The sequence below is a fragment of the Pseudaeromonas sharmana genome (genome assembly GCF_042649925.1).
Lineage (GTDB): Bacteria > Pseudomonadota > Gammaproteobacteria > Enterobacterales > Aeromonadaceae > Pseudaeromonas > Pseudaeromonas sharmana.
Genome location: NZ_JBHSAF010000002.1, coordinates 252,336 through 269,028 on the forward strand (window position 1 = coordinate 252,336; position 16,693 = coordinate 269,028).

Genomic DNA, 16,693 nt, shown 5'->3' on the forward strand with positions numbered 1-16,693 from the left:
GAAGCATGAGCATGTTGACAAAAATGAAGCTGAGGACCCGGCTGTTGCTGGCATTTATCCTGATGTCATTGATTGCCGGGAGTGTCGGACTGGTGGGCTATTTGAATATGCGTTCCATCAACGATATGGCGGTCAGAATGTACGAGAAAGAGTTTCTCGGAATGTCGTCGGCGATGGATGCACGCAGTGACATGCTAGCCACCGGGCGTTATCTCCGGGCGGCTATGCTGGCTGAAACACAGCAGCGGCGAGATCAATACCTGCAGATCACCATGAAGAATTTGGAAGGTATTCAGGGCGCGATTGCCAAAGCCAGACCCAAGTTTGTCTCGGCAGAAGGAAAAGCTCTGTTTGTCGAGTTCGATCGCATTTGGCCAGAGTATAAATCGGGTATCGAAAAGACGATCCAACTGATCCAGTCCGAGCCCTTGAGAGCGGCTTCACCTTCCAATCAGTATCTGGAGGAAGGGTTTGCCAAGTCGATTCAAGAAATGATGGCTCAGGTAAATCGAATTAGTGATCAGAAGGTCAAACGAGCTCAAGAACAGGCTGAAGCGTCACAAGCGTTGTATGACAAAAGCTCATGGATTATGGGGTTGGCTATTTTGAGTGGTGTTGTCGTCGGGATCGGGCTGGGGTTCTTTATCGCCTACCGGATTGTCAATCAATTGGGTGGTGAACCCGATTATGCTGTTGAGATAACAAGAAAGGTCTCTGCCGGCGATCTGGAGTTGAATATTCAGGTAGATGAGCGCAATCGAAACTCCCTGTTGTATGCCATCAAGGAGATGGTTGATCGTCTTGGTCACATGATGCGAGAAGTTCGTACGTCAGCCGACGCACTATCGAGCGCGTCTGAACAAGTGAGTGCAACGTCGCAAGCACTGAGTCAGGGGGCCAGTGAGCAAGCTGCGAGTGTTGAGGAAACCTCGGCATCGATGGAGCAGATGTCGGCCTCGATTGCACAGAACACAGAAAGTGCAAAGATCACCAATGGCATTTCCGCAAAAGCCGCTAACGATGCGCTCAAGGGTGGGGACGCCGTCAAGGATACTGTCGCCGCCATGAAGCAAATAGCCAACAAAATAAGCATTATAGACGACATTGCCTATCAAACTAATCTGTTGGCCCTCAATGCAGCCATCGAAGCAGCCAGAGCAGGCGATCATGGTAAAGGCTTTGCTGTGGTCGCAGCTGAAGTCAGAAAATTAGCCGAACGCAGCCAGGTGGCCGCGCAAGAGATTGGCGAGGTTGCCAGCAACAGTGTGGCCTTGGCTGAGCAAGCGGGCTCGCTGTTTGACCAGCTGGTGCCGGATATTCAAAAAACCTCCGATTTGGTGCAGGAGATTACGGCTGCCTCCCAAGAGCAGAGCTCCGGCGTCGGTCAAATCAACATAGCGATGAATCAACTAAACCAGATTACCCAACAAAGCGCTTCGTCTTCGGAGGAGTTAGCTGCGACGGCGGAGGAGATGAACGCCCAGGCAACGCAATTGATGCAGCTCATTGGTTACTTCAGAGTTGGGGGCGAACAGCAAAGAGGAAAACCCGTCGAAAAGAAGGTTTCAAACACCGTCAATAGTGGCAGAGCGGCGGTAGGGATATCGGGTGGCAATGATCTGCCGGACGGGCGTTTTGTCCAGTTTTAGGAGGCATTGTGATGGAAGAGTTGATCGCATTGTCAAACAAGATGGATGAGGGGAATGTTTCGGGTCAACACCTCTCATTCCGCTGTATGAATACAGCTCTCGCCCTTCCGATTAGTAGTGTTCGGGAGATCATTGAATACGGTCACCTGACCGCAGTACCCATGATGCCAAGTTACGTGCTAGGAGTGATCAATCTGCGTGGCAACGTTGTGCCCGTGGTTGATTTGGCTGCGCGTTTTGGGGCTGGTGCAACTGTGCTGGGGCGCCGTACCTGCATCATCATCCTCGAATTGGGTGGTGAGGGGACACAGCATTTGGTGGGGCTGGTAGTGGATGCCGTGGATGAAGTGCTGGATATTGAGCAGGGACAAATTGAGCCAGCGCCGACATTTGGAACTGCCATTCGCAGTGACTTTATTCATGGAATGGCCCGGAGAGAACAGGGTTTCTTGATCTTGCTAAAAGCAGGTCGATTGCTGGATATGGAGGCATTGACCCCCGATCTCGAATTGCAGACTCCCGTAATGACAGGTTAGCACCATGGATCTTCCGCAAATGACAGATACTGATTTTGGTCAGGTGCGGGATCTTATGCGCCATGTCTCGGGCATTACGATGGCTCACCACAAGAAGCAATTGGTGGCGGGCCGGTTAATCAAACGTCTCAGAGCACTGGGCCTTGAGACGTTTCGTGACTATGTCCTGTTACTGCAGAGGCCAGAACAGCATGAAGAGCGTCGATTGGCAGTAGACTTGCTGACCACCAACGAAACGTTCTTTTTCCGCGAGGAGGGCCACTTTCATTTTTTGCGTGCTTACTTGCTCGACCGAGAATCTTCACCGCTGCGTATCTGGAGCGCCGCATGTTCCTCGGGGGAAGAGGTTTACTCGTTAGCAATGCTGTTGGACTCCCTATTGCCGTGTTCGAATAGCTGGAGTTTGGTCGGTTCGGATCTGTGTCGCCATGTATTGGAGACAGCACAGTCCGGTATTTATCCGCTCTCCAGAGCCAAAGCCATACCAGAGGAAATGCTGCGAAAATACTGTCTCAAAGGTGTTGGCAGCATGGACGGTTATTTGCAAATCCAAGCGCTGCTTCGACAAAGAGTGAGTTTTCGCTGTATCAATCTGAATGATGCGCTTCCTCCCGACATGCCAATGTTTGATGTGATTTTTTTACGCAATATCCTGATTTACTTCGACCAGACGGGGAAGCGGGAGCTGGTATCCAGGGTGATATCGCGTTTGCAACCGGGAGGTTATTTGTTCATCGGGCATTCGGAAAGTTTGTATGGTTTGAACTTACCTCTGACCTCCTGTGGCTCGGCGGTTTATTACAAGGAAGGCTGATGGTCATGGTATTTCTCGGACCAGGTGATTATCTGTTTGCACGTATTGATGAGCCTGTATCAATAGTACTTGGCTCCTGCGTTGCCCTTATGGCCTGGCAGCCGGAGCTCCGATTGACGCTGGCTACGCATATCATGCTCCCTGGTCGTGATCCCGAGGATGAGCAGGATCTGCGCTATGCCTGTGCTGTGTTAAAACGCTGGACCGCAGACTCGATTGACAAGGGGCTCTCAATGCATGCATTTCGTCTGGGGTTGTTTGGCGGTAGCTCGCAATTTTTCCACTGTCAGCAACGGGAGCTTAGCGTTGGCTACAAGAATATTACCTGCATGCATAATGAGTTGCGGCGGATCGGCCTCACCCTGAATGCCGAGGATACAGGCGGAGGCATACATCGAAAATTGTTGTTCAATGGGCAGAATGGGCAGTACCAGATTCAATATCTGGACCGAGAGGCGGATGGTAAAAGCGGGGTAGAATCATGTCTGTAAAAACCCGTGTGTTCGTGGTGGATGACTCGGCGTTGGTTAGGCAGTTTATGACCGAGGTCATTCAAAGCCAGCCCGATATGACGTTAATCGGCATTGCTGCAGACCCGATTTCGGCGTTGCCTAAGATGCAGCAACAGTGGCCAGATGTGATTTTGCTGGATGTCGAAATGCCAAGGATGGATGGCCTGACGTTTTTACGACAGCTCATGGCTACGCACCCAACGCCGGTTGTGATCTGTTCTTCTTTGACTGAGGCCGGTGCCAGTTTGACGCTGGAGGCCCTGTCCGCAGGTGCAGTTGCCGTGTTTGCAAAGGCCAAACTGGGGGTGCGCCAGCACTTGGAGAGTATTGCCGCAGATCTATTGCGAGCAGTTCGGGAGGCTGCAGGTGCAAAGGCGCTGAATGTCGCATCACCGAATACGCGTCAAGCACCGGTGAATATCAAACTGCATGACAGTCCAATGGCTGTCACTCATACCACTGACAGAGTGATTGCGATCGGTACGTCGACGGGTGGAACACAAGCACTGGAAAACGTCTTGAGCGTTTTACCTGCTGATGCACCAGGTATTGTGGTGGTTCAACATATGCCGGAAAAATTTACTGCCGCCTTTGCGGAACGACTCAATCAGTTATGTGCCATTGAGGTCAGAGAAGCGAAGAATGCCGATCGTGTAATTGATGGTCTGGCCCTGATTGCTCCGGGTGGCCGCCACCTACAATTACATCGTAGTGGTGCCCATTACATCGTTGAAGTTCTGGATGGCCCACCGGTGAATCGTCATAAACCGTCGGTTGATGTACTGTTTCGTTCTGCGGCGAAGGCCGGAGGCCCTAACGTGTTGGGGATTATCATGACCGGAATGGGAGACGATGGTGCCCGGGGCTTGCTGGCCATGCGTGAGGCCGGCGCTATGACACTGGCGCAGGATGAAGCCAGCTGTGTAGTGTTTGGCATGCCAAAGGAGGCGATTCGCATGGGGGCTGCCGTAGCGGTGCATCCACTCTCAAGTTTTCCCGTAGATATCATGAATTTCGCCCGACAGGGAATAGGCCGCCAGCGCTAGTCGCTTTGCGGGATTGCAACACAGAAACACGACATGTCGCTCTCTGGAAGGACTCTCCACTCATATGTGTGAGGTGAGCATCCTCTGATTTAACTGCCGAGTCGGATAAGACAAGCTCGCAACAGCCGGTTATGCTCAATGCTAGAGCTTTGCTTGAAGCAGAACTAATGTATACCTGATGTAAGAGCCGGAATCCGAGGTCGGTATGGTCGATAAAGCGCATGACGAAAGGTTGATGCGGCGACGTGTTGTGCATCTCCTCATGACGTGGATTATCCTGCATGCACTTTTCTTTGAGCAGGCTGTTGCCAAGGCTAAGTTATTTGCCGCAATGGATGACTGGCCCCCCTTCATCATCGATACTGGGTCGGTGAGTTCTGATTCGGGTTTTGATGGTATTGATAAAGAGTTGTTACAGGAGTTGGCCGCCCGCAGTGGCGTTGAGATTTATTTGCTGCGTTATCCGTTTGCCAGGGCATTGCAGGATCTTAAGACCGGGAGAATCGATTTGATTACCGGGATTGCGAAAACACCGGAGCGAGAGCGGTTCATAGGCTACCTGAGTCAACCTTACTATCATTGTTCAGTGGCGTTCTATGCGTTGCCGGCATTGGCTGAAAGGATCCGCCGTTATCAGGATCTCGAGGGAGTGGAGATCGGTTATGTCAGAGGTTCCGTTTATTTTGAACCCTTCGACAGTGATCGACGCTTGCGCAAGGATCCTGTCCTCAATGAAAGCCAGTTGCCAGGCAAGCTGCTAAAGGGGCGTGATCAGGTCTTTATCGGTTCGGATTGCCAAGTTGATTATGCGCTTACCCAGTCAGGCTTAGTGGGGCGGATCATCAAAACTGATTATCAACCTAATCAGGGTGTTGCATTATACATTGGCTACAGCAAGGCTGCCGGGATCGAAAACGAGATAGCTAGACTCGACTCAGCATTGACGACTCTGGTCGCCGAAGGCTGGATTAAGCGTATGGCTGATAGTTATTTTCACCCTTGGGCGCTGGGTGCAAAGTAGCGTTATTTTTGAACTGCTCACTACCGCGCAGGCGATCAGTAAATTCCTGCAGCGTTGATTTTTTTGAACCGGCATCAAAATTACAAAAAAAATAAAACAAAATGTTAACAAATTAAAAAAACAGGTTACCCTCTCCCGCCTAGTATCTTAAGTAGTCCTGCTTAGATAACTGAAACGACATTGAGACCTCATGGGAGTCGTTAAATGAGAGGAAAACAAAGCAAGCTCAGAGCATGGATGCTGGCGCTGGCCCCCCTGCTGCTGACTGGTTGCGATATGGCCTTGCTGGATCCGAAAGGAGAGGTTGGGTTGGAGCAGCGGTCACTGATTCTAACGGCGCTAGGATTGATGCTGATTGTGGTCATCCCAGTCTTCATCATGACGATCTGGTTTGCATGGCGTTACCGTGCATCCAACAAAGAGGCAACTTATAAGCCTGAATGGTCGCACTCGAATCTGATTGAGGCGGTTGTATGGGGTGTTCCCTGTATCATCATCATCATATTAGGTATCTTGACCTGGCGTACGACCCATTCTCTTGACCCACGCCATCCGCTGACTTCGGATGCCAAGCCTATGGTAATTCAAGCTGTCTCTCTGGATTGGAAATGGCTATTCATCTATCCGGAACAAGGCATTGCTACCGTCAATCACATTACTTTCCCGGCGAATGTCCCCATCCATTTTGAGGTCACATCCGGCTCGGTGATGAACTCATTTTTTATCCCCCAGTTGGGAAGCCAGATTTATGCGATGGCGGGGATGCGCAATCATCTGAATCTTATTGCCAATCATGAAGGGGTCTATAAAGGTATTTCTGCCAATTACAGCGGTCATGGTTTTTCTGGCATGAAGTTCAGTGCTGAAGCCGTTTCGCCCGAGGCATTTGATGCCTGGATCAATCAAGCCAGGCAATCGCCTTTGACGCTGAAGATGGCTGATTACCAAACGCTGGCCAAACCGACACAGAATCATGCTGTGACTTACTACGGCACGGTTGAGGGCAAGCTGTATGACAGCATAGTCGCACAGTTTATGTCTCACGGAACGCCAGCCAGTGGTGCTGAACCGATGCATGACGGGCATGACATGATGCATCACGACAGCGGCATGAATGACATGCACGCACAACATGCGAGCGGGGAATAGAGACGATGTTAGGCAGATTAACTCTGGATGCGATTCCATTTCATGAACCCATCATCATGGTGGCTGTCGGCAGCATGATCCTCGGGGGATTAGGCATTGCGGCGGCATTGACCTATTTTCGCAAGTGGACCTGGTTATGGAGTGAATGGTTAACGTCGGTTGACCATAAAAAAATCGGGATCATGTACATCCTGGTAGCCATGCTCATGCTGCTACGCGGCTTTGCGGATGCCATCATGATGCGCATGCAAATGGCGGCCGCCTCGGCTGGCAGTGAGGGCTTTTTACCGCCACACCATTACGATCAAATCTTTACCGCGCATGGTGTGATCATGATTTTCTTCATGGCGATGCCGTTCATGGTAGGCCTGATGAATATCGTCGTTCCACTGCAGATCGGTGCGCGTGACGTGGCGTTCCCGTTTCTGAATTCATTGAGCTTCTGGCTCTTTGTGGTTGGTGTTGCACTCATCAATATCTCGTTGGGTGTAGGTGAGTTCGCTCAGACCGGTTGGTTGGCATATCCGCCACTTTCTGGCATCGAGTTCAGTCCGGGCGTCGGGGTCGACTATTGGATCTGGAGCTTGCAGATATCGGGTATTGGTACCTTGCTCACCGGGGTCAACTTCTTCGTCACGATTTTGAAGATGCGTGCTCCAGGTATGAGCCTGATGAAGATGCCAGTGTTTACCTGGACGGCATTCTGTACCAACGTGCTGATTATCATCTCTTTCCCGATTCTGACGGCGACGATCGCCTTGCTGACGCTGGATCGCTATCTGGGGACCCATTTCTTCACCAATGACATGGGTGGAAACCAGATGATGTATGTGAATCTCATCTGGGCTTGGGGGCATCCTGAGGTCTATATCCTGATTCTGCCAGCGTTCGGAATCTTCTCCGAGGTTGTGGCTACCTTCTGTAAGAAGAAGCTGTTTGGTTACACCTCACTGGTGTGGGCGACGGCCGTCATCACCATATTGTCGTTCATCGTCTGGCTGCACCACTTCTTTACCATGGGGGCGGGGGCGAACGTGAACTCGTTCTTCGGTATAGCCACCATGATTATATCGATACCCACCGGAGTTAAGATATTCAACTGGCTCTTCACTATGTACCGAGGGCGAGTCGAGTTTTCCGTTCCCATGCTCTGGACGATAGGGTTTCTTTTTACCTTCACGCTGGGAGGCATGACCGGGGTGCTGCTAGCAGTACCTGGAGCAGACTTCGTGTTGCACAACAGCCTGTTTCTGATTGCTCACTTCCATAATGTCATTATCGGTGGTGTGGTATTTGGTTACCTGGCTGGGTTCAATTATTGGTTCCCCAAGGCGTTAGGATTCAAATTGAATGAGTTCTGGGGTAAATGGGCATTTGGTCTGTGGATCAGCGGTTTCTTTGTTGCCTTCATCCCGCTCTATGCCCTCGGCTTCATGGGTATGACTCGTCGAGTCAGCAATCAGATTGATCCTGAGTATCACCTGCTGCTGGCCATTGCCGCGGTCGGTGCTGTGATCATTTTATTTGGCATCATCTGTCAGCTGATCCAGCTGGCGGTCAGTGTGCGAGACCGTCATCTGTTGCGGGATGAAACCGGCGATCCTTGGGGCGGGCGCACGCTGGAGTGGTCGACCTCATCTCCTCCGCCATTTTATAACTTTGCCCATTTGCCTCAGGTCAAGGAGCGTGATGCATTCTGGGATATGAAACAACGCGGCGAGGCTTATCAGCAACCATCTGGCTATGCTCCGATTCATATGCCGCGCAATACCGGTGCAGGTTTGATCATCAGCGCATTCAGTCTGGTGATGGGTTTCGCGCTGGTTTGGCATATTTGGTGGCTAGCTATCGTTGGGTTTGTTGGCATGGTGGCCACCTATATCCTGCACACCTTCAACGATGACGTTGATTACTACGTTCCTGTGGAGGTGGTCGCCGCAACTGAAAAGCAACATCTGGATAATCTTCGCAAGGCAGGGGTAAGTCATGTCAGCTGAAATCTTGCATCATCCGGCGGCCACTGTGGCCGCCCATGACGGATCAGGGGATGAGCATCACCATGATGCAGGTGGCAATGCCATCTTCGGATTCTGGATCTACCTGATGAACGACTGCATTTTGTTTGCCACCCTGTTCGCAACCTATGTTGTGCTGTCAGCTAGCGTGGCCGGCGGACCGAGTGGCAAGGAGATATTCGAGCTGCCCTATGTGCTGGTAGAGACCTTCTGCCTGCTTATTAGTTCAGTTACCTATGGTTTTGCCATGCTTGCTTACTACCGGAAAAATCAATCGCAGGTAATGGGCTGGCTGGCGGTGACATTTGTATTTGGCGCTGTGTTCATCGGCATGGAGATCAATGAATTCCTACATTTGATTCATCAGGGGTGGGGGCCCGACCGCAGTGGTTTCCTGTCCGGCTTCTTCACCTTGGTCGGTACTCATGGCCTGCATGTGTTGTCAGGGCTCGTATGGATGCTGGTGCTGATGTTGCAAATCCATAACAAAGGGTTGACGGCCAAGAGCGGTACTCGTCTGATGTGTTTAGGCCTGTTCTGGCACTTCTTGGACATCATCTGGATTTGTGTCTTTACCGTTGTCTATTTGATGGGAGCACTGGCATGAGCATCCACGATCATAAACTGGCGGGAGCCAGCCACGGCTCCGTGAAGTCATACAGTATCGGCTTCGTGTTGTCGGTAGTGCTGACGGTTATACCCTTTTTACTGGTCATGTATCCCAGCATGTCGCCTATGACAACGGTCTATGTGATTGCAGCTTTTGCTGTTGTTCAAGTGTTGGTCCAGCTGGGATTCTTCCTGCACATGAATACGCGGTCCGATGAAGGGTGGAATATGATGGCGTTCATCTTCACTGCCATCATCATTGCCATTGTCGTGGTCGGATCGCTGTGGATTATGTTCCATTTGAATCACAATATGTCGCATTGAGAATGGAATAATGAAGCTGAAGCAGTATTGGCTGGTCACCAAGCCCGGGATCATTGCCGGGAATCTGATCTCCGTAGCCGGAGGCTTTTTCCTGGCCTCCCGCGGTGCTTTTGATGCCCCCTTGTTTTTATTGACCCTGCTGGGGGTGTCGCTGGTTATCGCATCCGGATGCGTATTCAACAACCTGATTGATCGGGATATTGATGCGCTGATGGAACGGACGCGCAATCGAGGGTTGGTTCAGGGTTTGATTTCGCCTCGAAGCACCTTGCTGTATGGCGTGGTCTTGGGGGGCTCAGGCTTGATGCTGCTTTGGTTCACGACACCATTAGCCATGTGGCTTGGCCTGGCTGGCTTTGTCATCTATGTTGGCTTATATACGTTGTGGCTGAAGCGACGTTCGGTTTACGGGACACTGGTAGGTAGCTTATCGGGTGCGATGCCACCTGTTATTGGTTATTGCGCGGTATCCCATCAATTCGATATTGCCGCTGCGTTGTTGCTGCTGATCTTCAGTCTGTGGCAGATGCCGCACTCATATGCCATTGCGATTTTCAGACTGCAGGATTATCAGCGCGCGGGCATCCCTGTGTTGCCGGTTCGATCTGGCATTGAGGTCACCAGGCTGCATATGGTGCGTTATATTGCTGCCTTTGCCGTCGCGGCGTTGATGTTGACGCCGTCAGGTTATGCCGGTAATGGCTACCTGGCGGTTGCTACTCTGGTTGGCGTGAGCTGGTTATGGCTGGCAATACGTGGCTATCGCCTTGAAGACTGCCGACTCTGGGCGAGGCAGCTCTTTCTTTTCTCTATCATTGCCATTACCGTCTTGAGTGTGATGATGTCGGTCGACTTTGTCGCCGCCCATGAGCTCGGCCTGACGGTACTGCGTTAAGCTGCGTGTAGCGGCCATAGCGGCCGCCCTTTCTATTCGTTTCAAAAAGCAGGAGTTCCCATGAGCGCACTGACGTCTCGTGAGTGCCAATCTATTGCCGGTATTGGATTACTGTTTGCACTCAGAATGCTTGGTATGTTCATGGTGGTACCGGTGCTGGCTATTTATGGTGCCCGATTGCAGGGGGCTACGCCGTTGTTGATCGGAATGGCAATCGGTATCTATGGATTGGCGCAGGCATTATTCCAGATACCGTTTGGTTTATGGTCTGACAGAGTGGGGCGCCGGCCTTTAATCCTGTTAGGCCTATTTCTGATGCTGATTGGCAGTCTGCTTCCAGCATGCAGTGACCACATTGCCTGGCTGATCTTGGGGCGTTTTTTACAGGGAGCGGGAGCCATTTCTGCTGTGCTAATGGCTCTGCTATCCGACCTGACCAGCGAGCGTTATCGTAGTCTTGGTATGGCCGTGATTGGCATGAGTTTTGGGGGCACCTTTGCGTTGGCTACCTGCATTGGCCCCTGGCTTGCCAGCCATGCTGGAATCTCTGCTGTATTCTGGTTAGTGGCGGGATTGGCTGCAACAGCGATTGCCTGTCTGCTATGGTTCATCCCTAAGGAGTCCGCTACGCTGCGCAATCGTGAGGCTGAGCTGATTCCAGCGGCGCTAGGCTCGATCTGGCAGGACAAACGCCTGATGCAGCTGAACCTGGGTATCTTCATGCTGCATTTATTGTTGATGCTGTCATTTCAGGCCTTACCTTCGGTGCTATCCGCAGTAGGGTATTTGGCGGACCAGCAGTGGTCGCCGATGCTGGGAGCCATGGTCATTGCTATGGTGCTGGTGATTCCGTGTGTGGTAGTCGCTGAGCGTTACCAACGAGTGCGATATCTTTATCTTGTGGCCATAGGTCTGTTGCTGTTCGCCGAAGGGCTGTGGTGGCGAGGCTATGGTGATAACCAAGGACAGATAACCGTGCTTTTGGCCCTGGGGTTGTTTTTCCTTGGCTTTAACCTGTTAGAGGCATTGTTGCCGACGTTGGTGAGTAAACTGGCGCCGGCAGGGCTCAAAGGAACGGCGATGGGGGTATATTCAACAGCGCAATTTTTCGGCATTGCCTGTGGCGGTGGGCTGGGTGGCTTGCTGGCACAGCAGTATGGCGCATCCGGATTACTTACCGCGGCCACTGTGATTGCACTGCTCTGGTGGGGGCTTAGCTGGCAAATTCAGGAGCCAGGCAACGTCCGGGGGGTACGCCTGGAACTCGAAGCCGACGATTTGTTAAATGTGGCACAACTCCAAAGCGGATTGCAGGCTCTACCAGGCGTCCTTGAGGTGATGGTTGTGCCGGAAGAGGCCAGTGCCTATCTAAAAATTGATAAGCAACTGACCGCGCGCGAACCATTGATGAGATGGATCTCATCCCAACGCGGTATCTAGGGTCATCATCAGCGCGAAACCCAGCATCAAACCTAGTGTGGCAAAGGTCTGATGGCCGTTGCGGTGTGTTTCCGGAATCACTTCATGGGAAACAACGAACAACATGGCTCCTGCGGCTAAGCCTAGCCCAATCGGATAGGCCATCGCCAAGCCACTGGCCAGCCCGATGCCGATCAGGGCCCCAATGGGCTCAAGCAGGCCAGTAAGGATGGCCACACCAACGGCAACCAGGCTGCGGAAACCTGCCGCATACAGGGTCAAGGCGACGGCGAGCCCTTCAGGAATATCTTGTAGTGCTATGGCCGTGGTGAGTGGTAATCCAACGCTCATGTCGCCGCGAGCAAAACTCACGCCGATGGCCATGCCTTCGGGAAGATTATGCAATGCGATAGCGAACACAAAGAGCCAGACGCGAGGGCAGGCCTGATAGCCAGGACCACAAGGACCCGTCTTGTCGTGCTCGTGAGGCGTGAACTGATCCAGTCCCAGCATTAACAGCACGCCAAGCGCCATGCCGAAGACGACGATCACCGCTGCAAGGCCGCCACTCTGGGTCAGATCGCGGGCAGCGGCTAATCCGGGCAACAACAACGAAAAGGCACTCGCAGCCAGCATCATGCCGGCTGCGAACCCCAGCATGGCGTCCTCAAATTTTTGTGGTACGCGCCGTAAGACAAGTGCGGGCAGAGCTCCCAGCGCTGTCGCTGCAAATCCGGCCAGTCCACCGTAGGCGCCATAGCGCGTAGCCAACGTCGCATCTCCCATCATCAGGCTGACCAGACTCTGCGCGAGTAATAGAAGCACGGCCAACAGGGCCAGCAATAGGCTGATTGCCGTAATAGGGTGAGCGCGCACGTCACGCTGTAATTGATGTCGCCAAGAAGCTGTCGGTGAAGAAAGCGGGATTTGCGATTCGGCATCCATGGTTACGACCTAGAACTTGATAATTGTTCTCAAAATTAAACCCTGTTATTGCAGTCTTGTCACCCCGTTCCTATGGCAACTTAACTCTGTCGAGCTCGCTCGGGCAGCAGAGGTGTCTGTGCTGGCCTGGTTCCTGGTTGGGAGAGTAACTGTTTATTAAGCATCTGATCATACACCACATAATATTTTAGAATGTTGCGCAGATAGCGAACAGTTTCGTTGCCTAGTTCACGCGCAACAACCAGCTCTACCTCTCCGAACCAGCGATCCGGATCCTTACCCTGAGCCGCAGCTAAGTCACGCATTCTGGCTATGGTAACCGGGCCGGCTTGGTAAGCGGCAATCGCGAACAGCATCTTGTCTTGCGCTGGAATTTCCGGCGCACTGAAGTGTTTTTCCCTTATCTCGGCCAGATATTTGATGGCGGCATGCAGATTGGGTTCTAATTGATGAATGTCACCAACTTGCATCGCTTGTCCTGTGGTTGGCATCACCTGCATGATGCCAACTGGTCCATCAGGGGAGATAACCGACTGATCTAAACAAGATAGTTGGTAGCCTTGAGCGAGCAGCAACAGGGGGTCAAAGTGGTAGTCACTGCCGAGTTGCTGAATCAGGTCATCGATAGCTTGCACCTTTGCCAGCTCAGACTTGGCTCTAGCTGCCGCAAGAGGTGGAACCTTGCTTTGATATTTGGCAAAACGAATGGCCGCTTGCTGTTCCTTGCCAGCCAGATCACCAAATCCCATCAGAACCTTGGCTAACAGTGGCGAATGTTTGCGTATTGCCCAGCCAACCCGTTTGCCGCTGCTTAGACGAATCGCTTGGTAGGGTCGTATATCCGGATAAACCGGACGCCAGAGCCTTGCCTTGCGATCATCAATCACGGCAAAGTCCAGCAGTCCTGCATTCAGCATTTCCAGTAAATCTTCATCTTCCAGCTCATCCGGCACGCTTCTATTGTCTGTCGGGGCTTTACCTGCAGATTTTAATCGCTGATTGAGACGATCCAGGCTCTTCTGGTAACGACTGTCACGTCGGATGGCCAGCGGTTTGCCACTGAGATCGCTCTCTTCGCGGATCACCGGACTGTAGGGGCCGGCAACTAGAATGTCGAACTGTTCTAACCCTTTAAAACCGATAAAGTCTACAAGTCGCAAGCTCTCAGCGCTGATGGTGATGTCGCCGATGGCTACGTCGGCAATCCCATCCGTCACCGCGCTTAATAATTGCGTCTGATCGACTGGTACAGCAAGAATGGCGATGGGGTCGTTACCGGTTTTCAGTGTGACGTTCAGGTAATGTTCCAGTTCAGCGAGGATTTCGGTGCTTATTCCACGCGTAAGCGAGTTGTCATTGTAGAAATAAGTGCGGGTATACGGGACGGCAACACGCAACACCCGACGTTTGCGGATGGCTTGCCAGTCACCGCCTTCTGGCATGATCTGCTGAGGTAGCAACGATGGAAGGTGAGCTGCGCGCTCCACAATCTGTTCTGGCTTACTTAATGCGCTCAATGCCTGCTCACGGCTTTGCTCCAGTTGTTGCAGGTAAAGCTGGCGGTGCTGCTCTGCTTGGTCAGGCTCAGGCCAGAATAGCAGTGTTAACGTGATCAGGCTGGCAGCAGAGAGTAAAGTCCAGAATTTCCAGCCCATGATCGATCTGTCTCCATCAGAAGGGGCAAGCAAAAGGTGCCAATAGCGGCTCATCGAGAAAGAGTACGAATTTAAGGGGGACAGGAACTAATAGCTAGTGTTGGGGTGCAGGGCTGTGGTGTAGCGCAATGTTTGTTTGCAGTAAGGGGGGATGATGAAACTGAATGTCTCAATAAACGAAGGGAGGCGGCTGCCTCCCTTGCAAAACATTAGCCAGCTACTACGTTAGCAGCTTGCGGGCCCTTTTGGCCTTGTTCAATGGTGAAGCTCACAGCTTGGCCTTCACGCAGGGTCTTGAAACCATCACCCTGGATAGCACGGAAGTGAACGAATACGTCCGGACCGCCATTGCTCTGGGTGATAAAACCATAACCTTTCTCTTCATTGAACCACTTTACGGTACCAGTCACGCTAGACATGATGTTTCCTTTTGAATCTGAAATGACGATAGTTGCCGAGCTACGGACCGACGATAAAAACATAACAAGACAGGTCTACTCGTGAATGACGGCAACTAGCCGTAAAGCGAGAAAGGACAACTTTGTTACTTTTTATGCCACGTTGACGGCATCTAAGCACTCTACGTGCTCACACCTCGAATTGCAAACGGTTTGTTATCGCGTCGTCGTCCCTCGGCACACTTTGGTGGTTCCAACAGAAATTCAAGCACTTGGTTATGTTTGTGACTCCGCAGACCATAGCCTTAGCTTCCTTGGGGTAGTTGGCTAGAATGCAGAGGCCCCATTTGCACGCAACTGCTTTTCAGCTCACGTTCTTCTCTTGCTACAGAGTGTTTTTGACGGCGGTGTATATCAGTAGGCGTCTAGCTACCTGGGGCTTATCTGGTGGATGCAGCTTTGTCGCAAAGGTGCAAAGCTGCACCTGGCTGAAGGCGGTGCAACATCCTTATTACTGCCGCTCTGTTTGAGCGGTGGCGTTACTGCGCGGGATCGCTGACAAAAGCCAGCTTGTGAACTCCAAGACGTGAAGCTTCGGAAATAATCTCGACTAAACGTCCGTAATTCAGATGTTTATCCGCCTGAATCTGCAGTTGGGGCTGGTTGGCTATCTGGGCGGTCTGCTGCAATTTTTCAGACAGTTGCGCATTGGATATTTTTTGCCCGTTCCAGTAGACATGACCCTCGGCATCGATAGCCAAACTGATGTCTTTTTCGTCCGTTTTATTGATCGTGCTACTGGCTTGCGGCAATTCCAGCTGAACAGAATGGGTCATCAGTGGTGCAGTGATCATGAAGACAATCAATAACACCAACATCACATCGATCATCGGGATCATGTTGATTTCTGCGCTGGGTTGAAAATTGTCTTCTGCAGAAAACTTGCCGAATGCCATTATGCCACCCCTCTTGTGGCACTGTTGGTCATTGCGTTGGCGTAGCCGGTAGTCAACAGAGCATGAATGTCATGAGCAAAACCATCCAGGTCGGCGATGCGTACGCGGTTGGCTCGTGCAAAGACGTTATAAGCAATGACGGCCGGTAGGGCGACCCCCAAGCCAAACGCCGTCATGATCAACGCTTCGCCGACCGGGCCTGCTACTTTGTCGAGTGTGGCCTGACCGGTTTGGCCTATGGCCAGCAACGCGTGATAGATACCGAGCACGGTTCCCAGCAGGCCGACGAATGGCGCCGCTGTACTTATTGTCGCCAAAATGGTCAATCCTGCTTCCAGCCGCAGCGTTTCATGAGTGATGGCTCGACGCAACGAGCGCGTGAGAAACTCGTCGCTTGATGATGAATCAAGGGAGGCTTGAGTCGGCCCATGCTGCAACTGCTCCGATGCCTTGAGTCCGGCTCGTGTTATACGACTGAACGGATCATTACACTCCTGGCTGGATACGTGCTCTGCGACTTGATGGAGATTGCGGCTAGACCAAAATTGGGCCAGAAAACGGCGTGCTTGGCGTTTTTCACTGACCATGGCCAGCCCTTTTATGACCATTACGGCCCATGAGCCAACAGACATCAGCAGCATCAGGATGGCGATTACTCGACCAGCGGTGTTGTCATGATGCATCAGGTGGGCTAACCAACTGCTGTCTGTGCCGAAAAACTCTGTCATGGATCCTTTACCTGTCTCTACG

16 protein-coding genes and 2 pseudogenes are annotated in these 16,693 nt (G+C 52.0%); 13 read left to right on the forward strand and 5 right to left on the reverse strand.

Translation table 11 applies throughout. The features are described 5' to 3' along the window. Window positions 1-23 precede the first annotated feature (23 nt). The 13 genes and pseudogenes from ACFOSS_RS16760 to ACFOSS_RS04735 all read left to right on the forward strand — a co-directional run. Window positions 24-560, forward strand: a pseudogene (locus ACFOSS_RS16760) (MCP four helix bundle domain-containing protein); the annotation flags it as partial. A 255-nt stretch (window positions 561-815) separates the two neighbouring features. Beyond that, window positions 816-1,649, forward strand: a pseudogene (locus tag ACFOSS_RS16765) (methyl-accepting chemotaxis protein); the annotation flags it as partial. Window positions 1,650-1,660: 11 nt separating this feature from the next. Further along, entirely contained in the window at window positions 1,661-2,185 is a 525-nt protein-coding gene (locus tag ACFOSS_RS04685) for a chemotaxis protein CheW (protein ID WP_377150922.1), read from the forward strand. A gap of 4 nt (window positions 2,186-2,189) precedes the next feature. Further along, entirely contained in the window at window positions 2,190-2,999 is an 810-nt protein-coding gene (locus ACFOSS_RS04690; RefSeq protein WP_377150924.1) for a CheR family methyltransferase, read from the forward strand. Beyond that, window positions 2,999-3,490, forward strand: coding sequence for a chemotaxis protein CheD (locus ACFOSS_RS04695; protein ID WP_377150926.1), 492 nt, complete (start codon window positions 2,999-3,001; stop codon window positions 3,488-3,490). Before ACFOSS_RS04690 ends, ACFOSS_RS04695 begins: the two co-directional genes overlap by 1 nt. Beyond that, the gene (locus ACFOSS_RS04700; protein ID WP_377150928.1) at window positions 3,481-4,557 is read left to right on the forward strand and encodes a protein-glutamate methylesterase/protein-glutamine glutaminase; all 1,077 of its coding nucleotides are present in this window, start codon (window positions 3,481-3,483) and stop codon (window positions 4,555-4,557) included. The genes ACFOSS_RS04695 and ACFOSS_RS04700 overlap by 10 nt, the downstream gene beginning before the upstream one ends. 205 nt (window positions 4,558-4,762) lie before the next feature. After that, window positions 4,763-5,578 (forward strand): substrate-binding periplasmic protein, encoded by an 816-nt coding sequence (locus tag ACFOSS_RS04705; RefSeq protein WP_377150929.1) that lies wholly within the window; start codon window positions 4,763-4,765, stop codon window positions 5,576-5,578. Window positions 5,579-5,782: 204 nt separating this feature from the next. Next, on the forward strand, window positions 5,783-6,727 hold the full coding sequence (gene cyoA / locus ACFOSS_RS04710) for a ubiquinol oxidase subunit II (RefSeq protein ID WP_377150930.1): 945 nt from the start codon (window positions 5,783-5,785) through the stop codon (window positions 6,725-6,727). A gap of 5 nt (window positions 6,728-6,732) precedes the next feature. Further along, window positions 6,733-8,724, forward strand: coding sequence for a cytochrome o ubiquinol oxidase subunit I (gene cyoB, locus ACFOSS_RS04715; protein WP_377150932.1), 1,992 nt, complete (start codon window positions 6,733-6,735; stop codon window positions 8,722-8,724). Then, window positions 8,714-9,349 carry a cytochrome o ubiquinol oxidase subunit III gene (cyoC, locus tag ACFOSS_RS04720; protein ID WP_377150933.1) on the forward strand — a complete coding sequence of 212 codons (636 nt, stop codon included), beginning with the start codon at window positions 8,714-8,716 and terminating at the stop codon, window positions 9,347-9,349. Before cyoB ends, cyoC begins: the two co-directional genes overlap by 11 nt. Then, a complete protein-coding gene (locus tag ACFOSS_RS04725) occupies window positions 9,346-9,675 on the forward strand; it encodes a cytochrome o ubiquinol oxidase subunit IV (protein WP_377150935.1) in 330 nt (109 codons plus the stop codon). The genes cyoC and ACFOSS_RS04725 overlap by 4 nt, the downstream gene beginning before the upstream one ends. A 10-nt stretch (window positions 9,676-9,685) precedes the next feature. Continuing rightward, on the forward strand, window positions 9,686-10,570 hold the full coding sequence (gene cyoE, locus ACFOSS_RS04730; RefSeq protein ID WP_377150937.1) for a heme o synthase: 885 nt from the start codon (window positions 9,686-9,688) through the stop codon (window positions 10,568-10,570). Window positions 10,571-10,630: 60 nt separating this feature from the next. Further along, the gene (locus ACFOSS_RS04735) at window positions 10,631-12,010 is read left to right on the forward strand and encodes an MFS transporter (RefSeq protein WP_377150938.1); all 1,380 of its coding nucleotides are present in this window, start codon (window positions 10,631-10,633) and stop codon (window positions 12,008-12,010) included. On the opposite strand, the gene ACFOSS_RS04740 is transcribed toward ACFOSS_RS04735, so the two are convergent. The 5 genes from ACFOSS_RS04740 to ACFOSS_RS04760 all read right to left on the reverse strand — a co-directional run bounded on the left by ACFOSS_RS04740 (window position 11,990) and on the right by ACFOSS_RS04760 (window position 16,671). After that, window positions 11,990-12,934, reverse strand: a complete 945-nt coding sequence (locus ACFOSS_RS04740; protein WP_377150940.1) for a ZIP family metal transporter — start codon at window positions 12,932-12,934, stop codon at window positions 11,990-11,992. The two genes, ACFOSS_RS04735 and ACFOSS_RS04740, sit on opposite strands and share 21 nt — an antisense overlap. 80 nt (window positions 12,935-13,014) lie before the next feature. Then, window positions 13,015-14,643 (reverse strand): MltF family protein, encoded by a 1,629-nt coding sequence (locus ACFOSS_RS04745; RefSeq protein ID WP_377150942.1) that lies wholly within the window; start codon window positions 14,641-14,643, stop codon window positions 13,015-13,017. A gap of 155 nt (window positions 14,644-14,798) precedes the next feature. Further along, complete coding sequence (gene cspE, locus ACFOSS_RS04750) at window positions 14,799-15,008, reverse strand: transcription antiterminator/RNA stability regulator CspE (protein ID WP_377150944.1); 210 nt, start codon at window positions 15,006-15,008, stop codon at window positions 14,799-14,801. A 518-nt stretch (window positions 15,009-15,526) separates the two neighbouring features. After that, entirely contained in the window at window positions 15,527-15,943 is a 417-nt protein-coding gene (locus ACFOSS_RS04755) for an ExbD/TolR family protein (protein ID WP_377150947.1), read from the reverse strand. Beyond that, window positions 15,943-16,671 (reverse strand): MotA/TolQ/ExbB proton channel family protein, encoded by a 729-nt coding sequence (locus tag ACFOSS_RS04760; protein ID WP_377150949.1) that lies wholly within the window; start codon window positions 16,669-16,671, stop codon window positions 15,943-15,945. The genes ACFOSS_RS04755 and ACFOSS_RS04760 overlap by 1 nt, the downstream gene beginning before the upstream one ends. Between the last annotated feature and the right edge of the window lie 22 nt (window positions 16,672-16,693).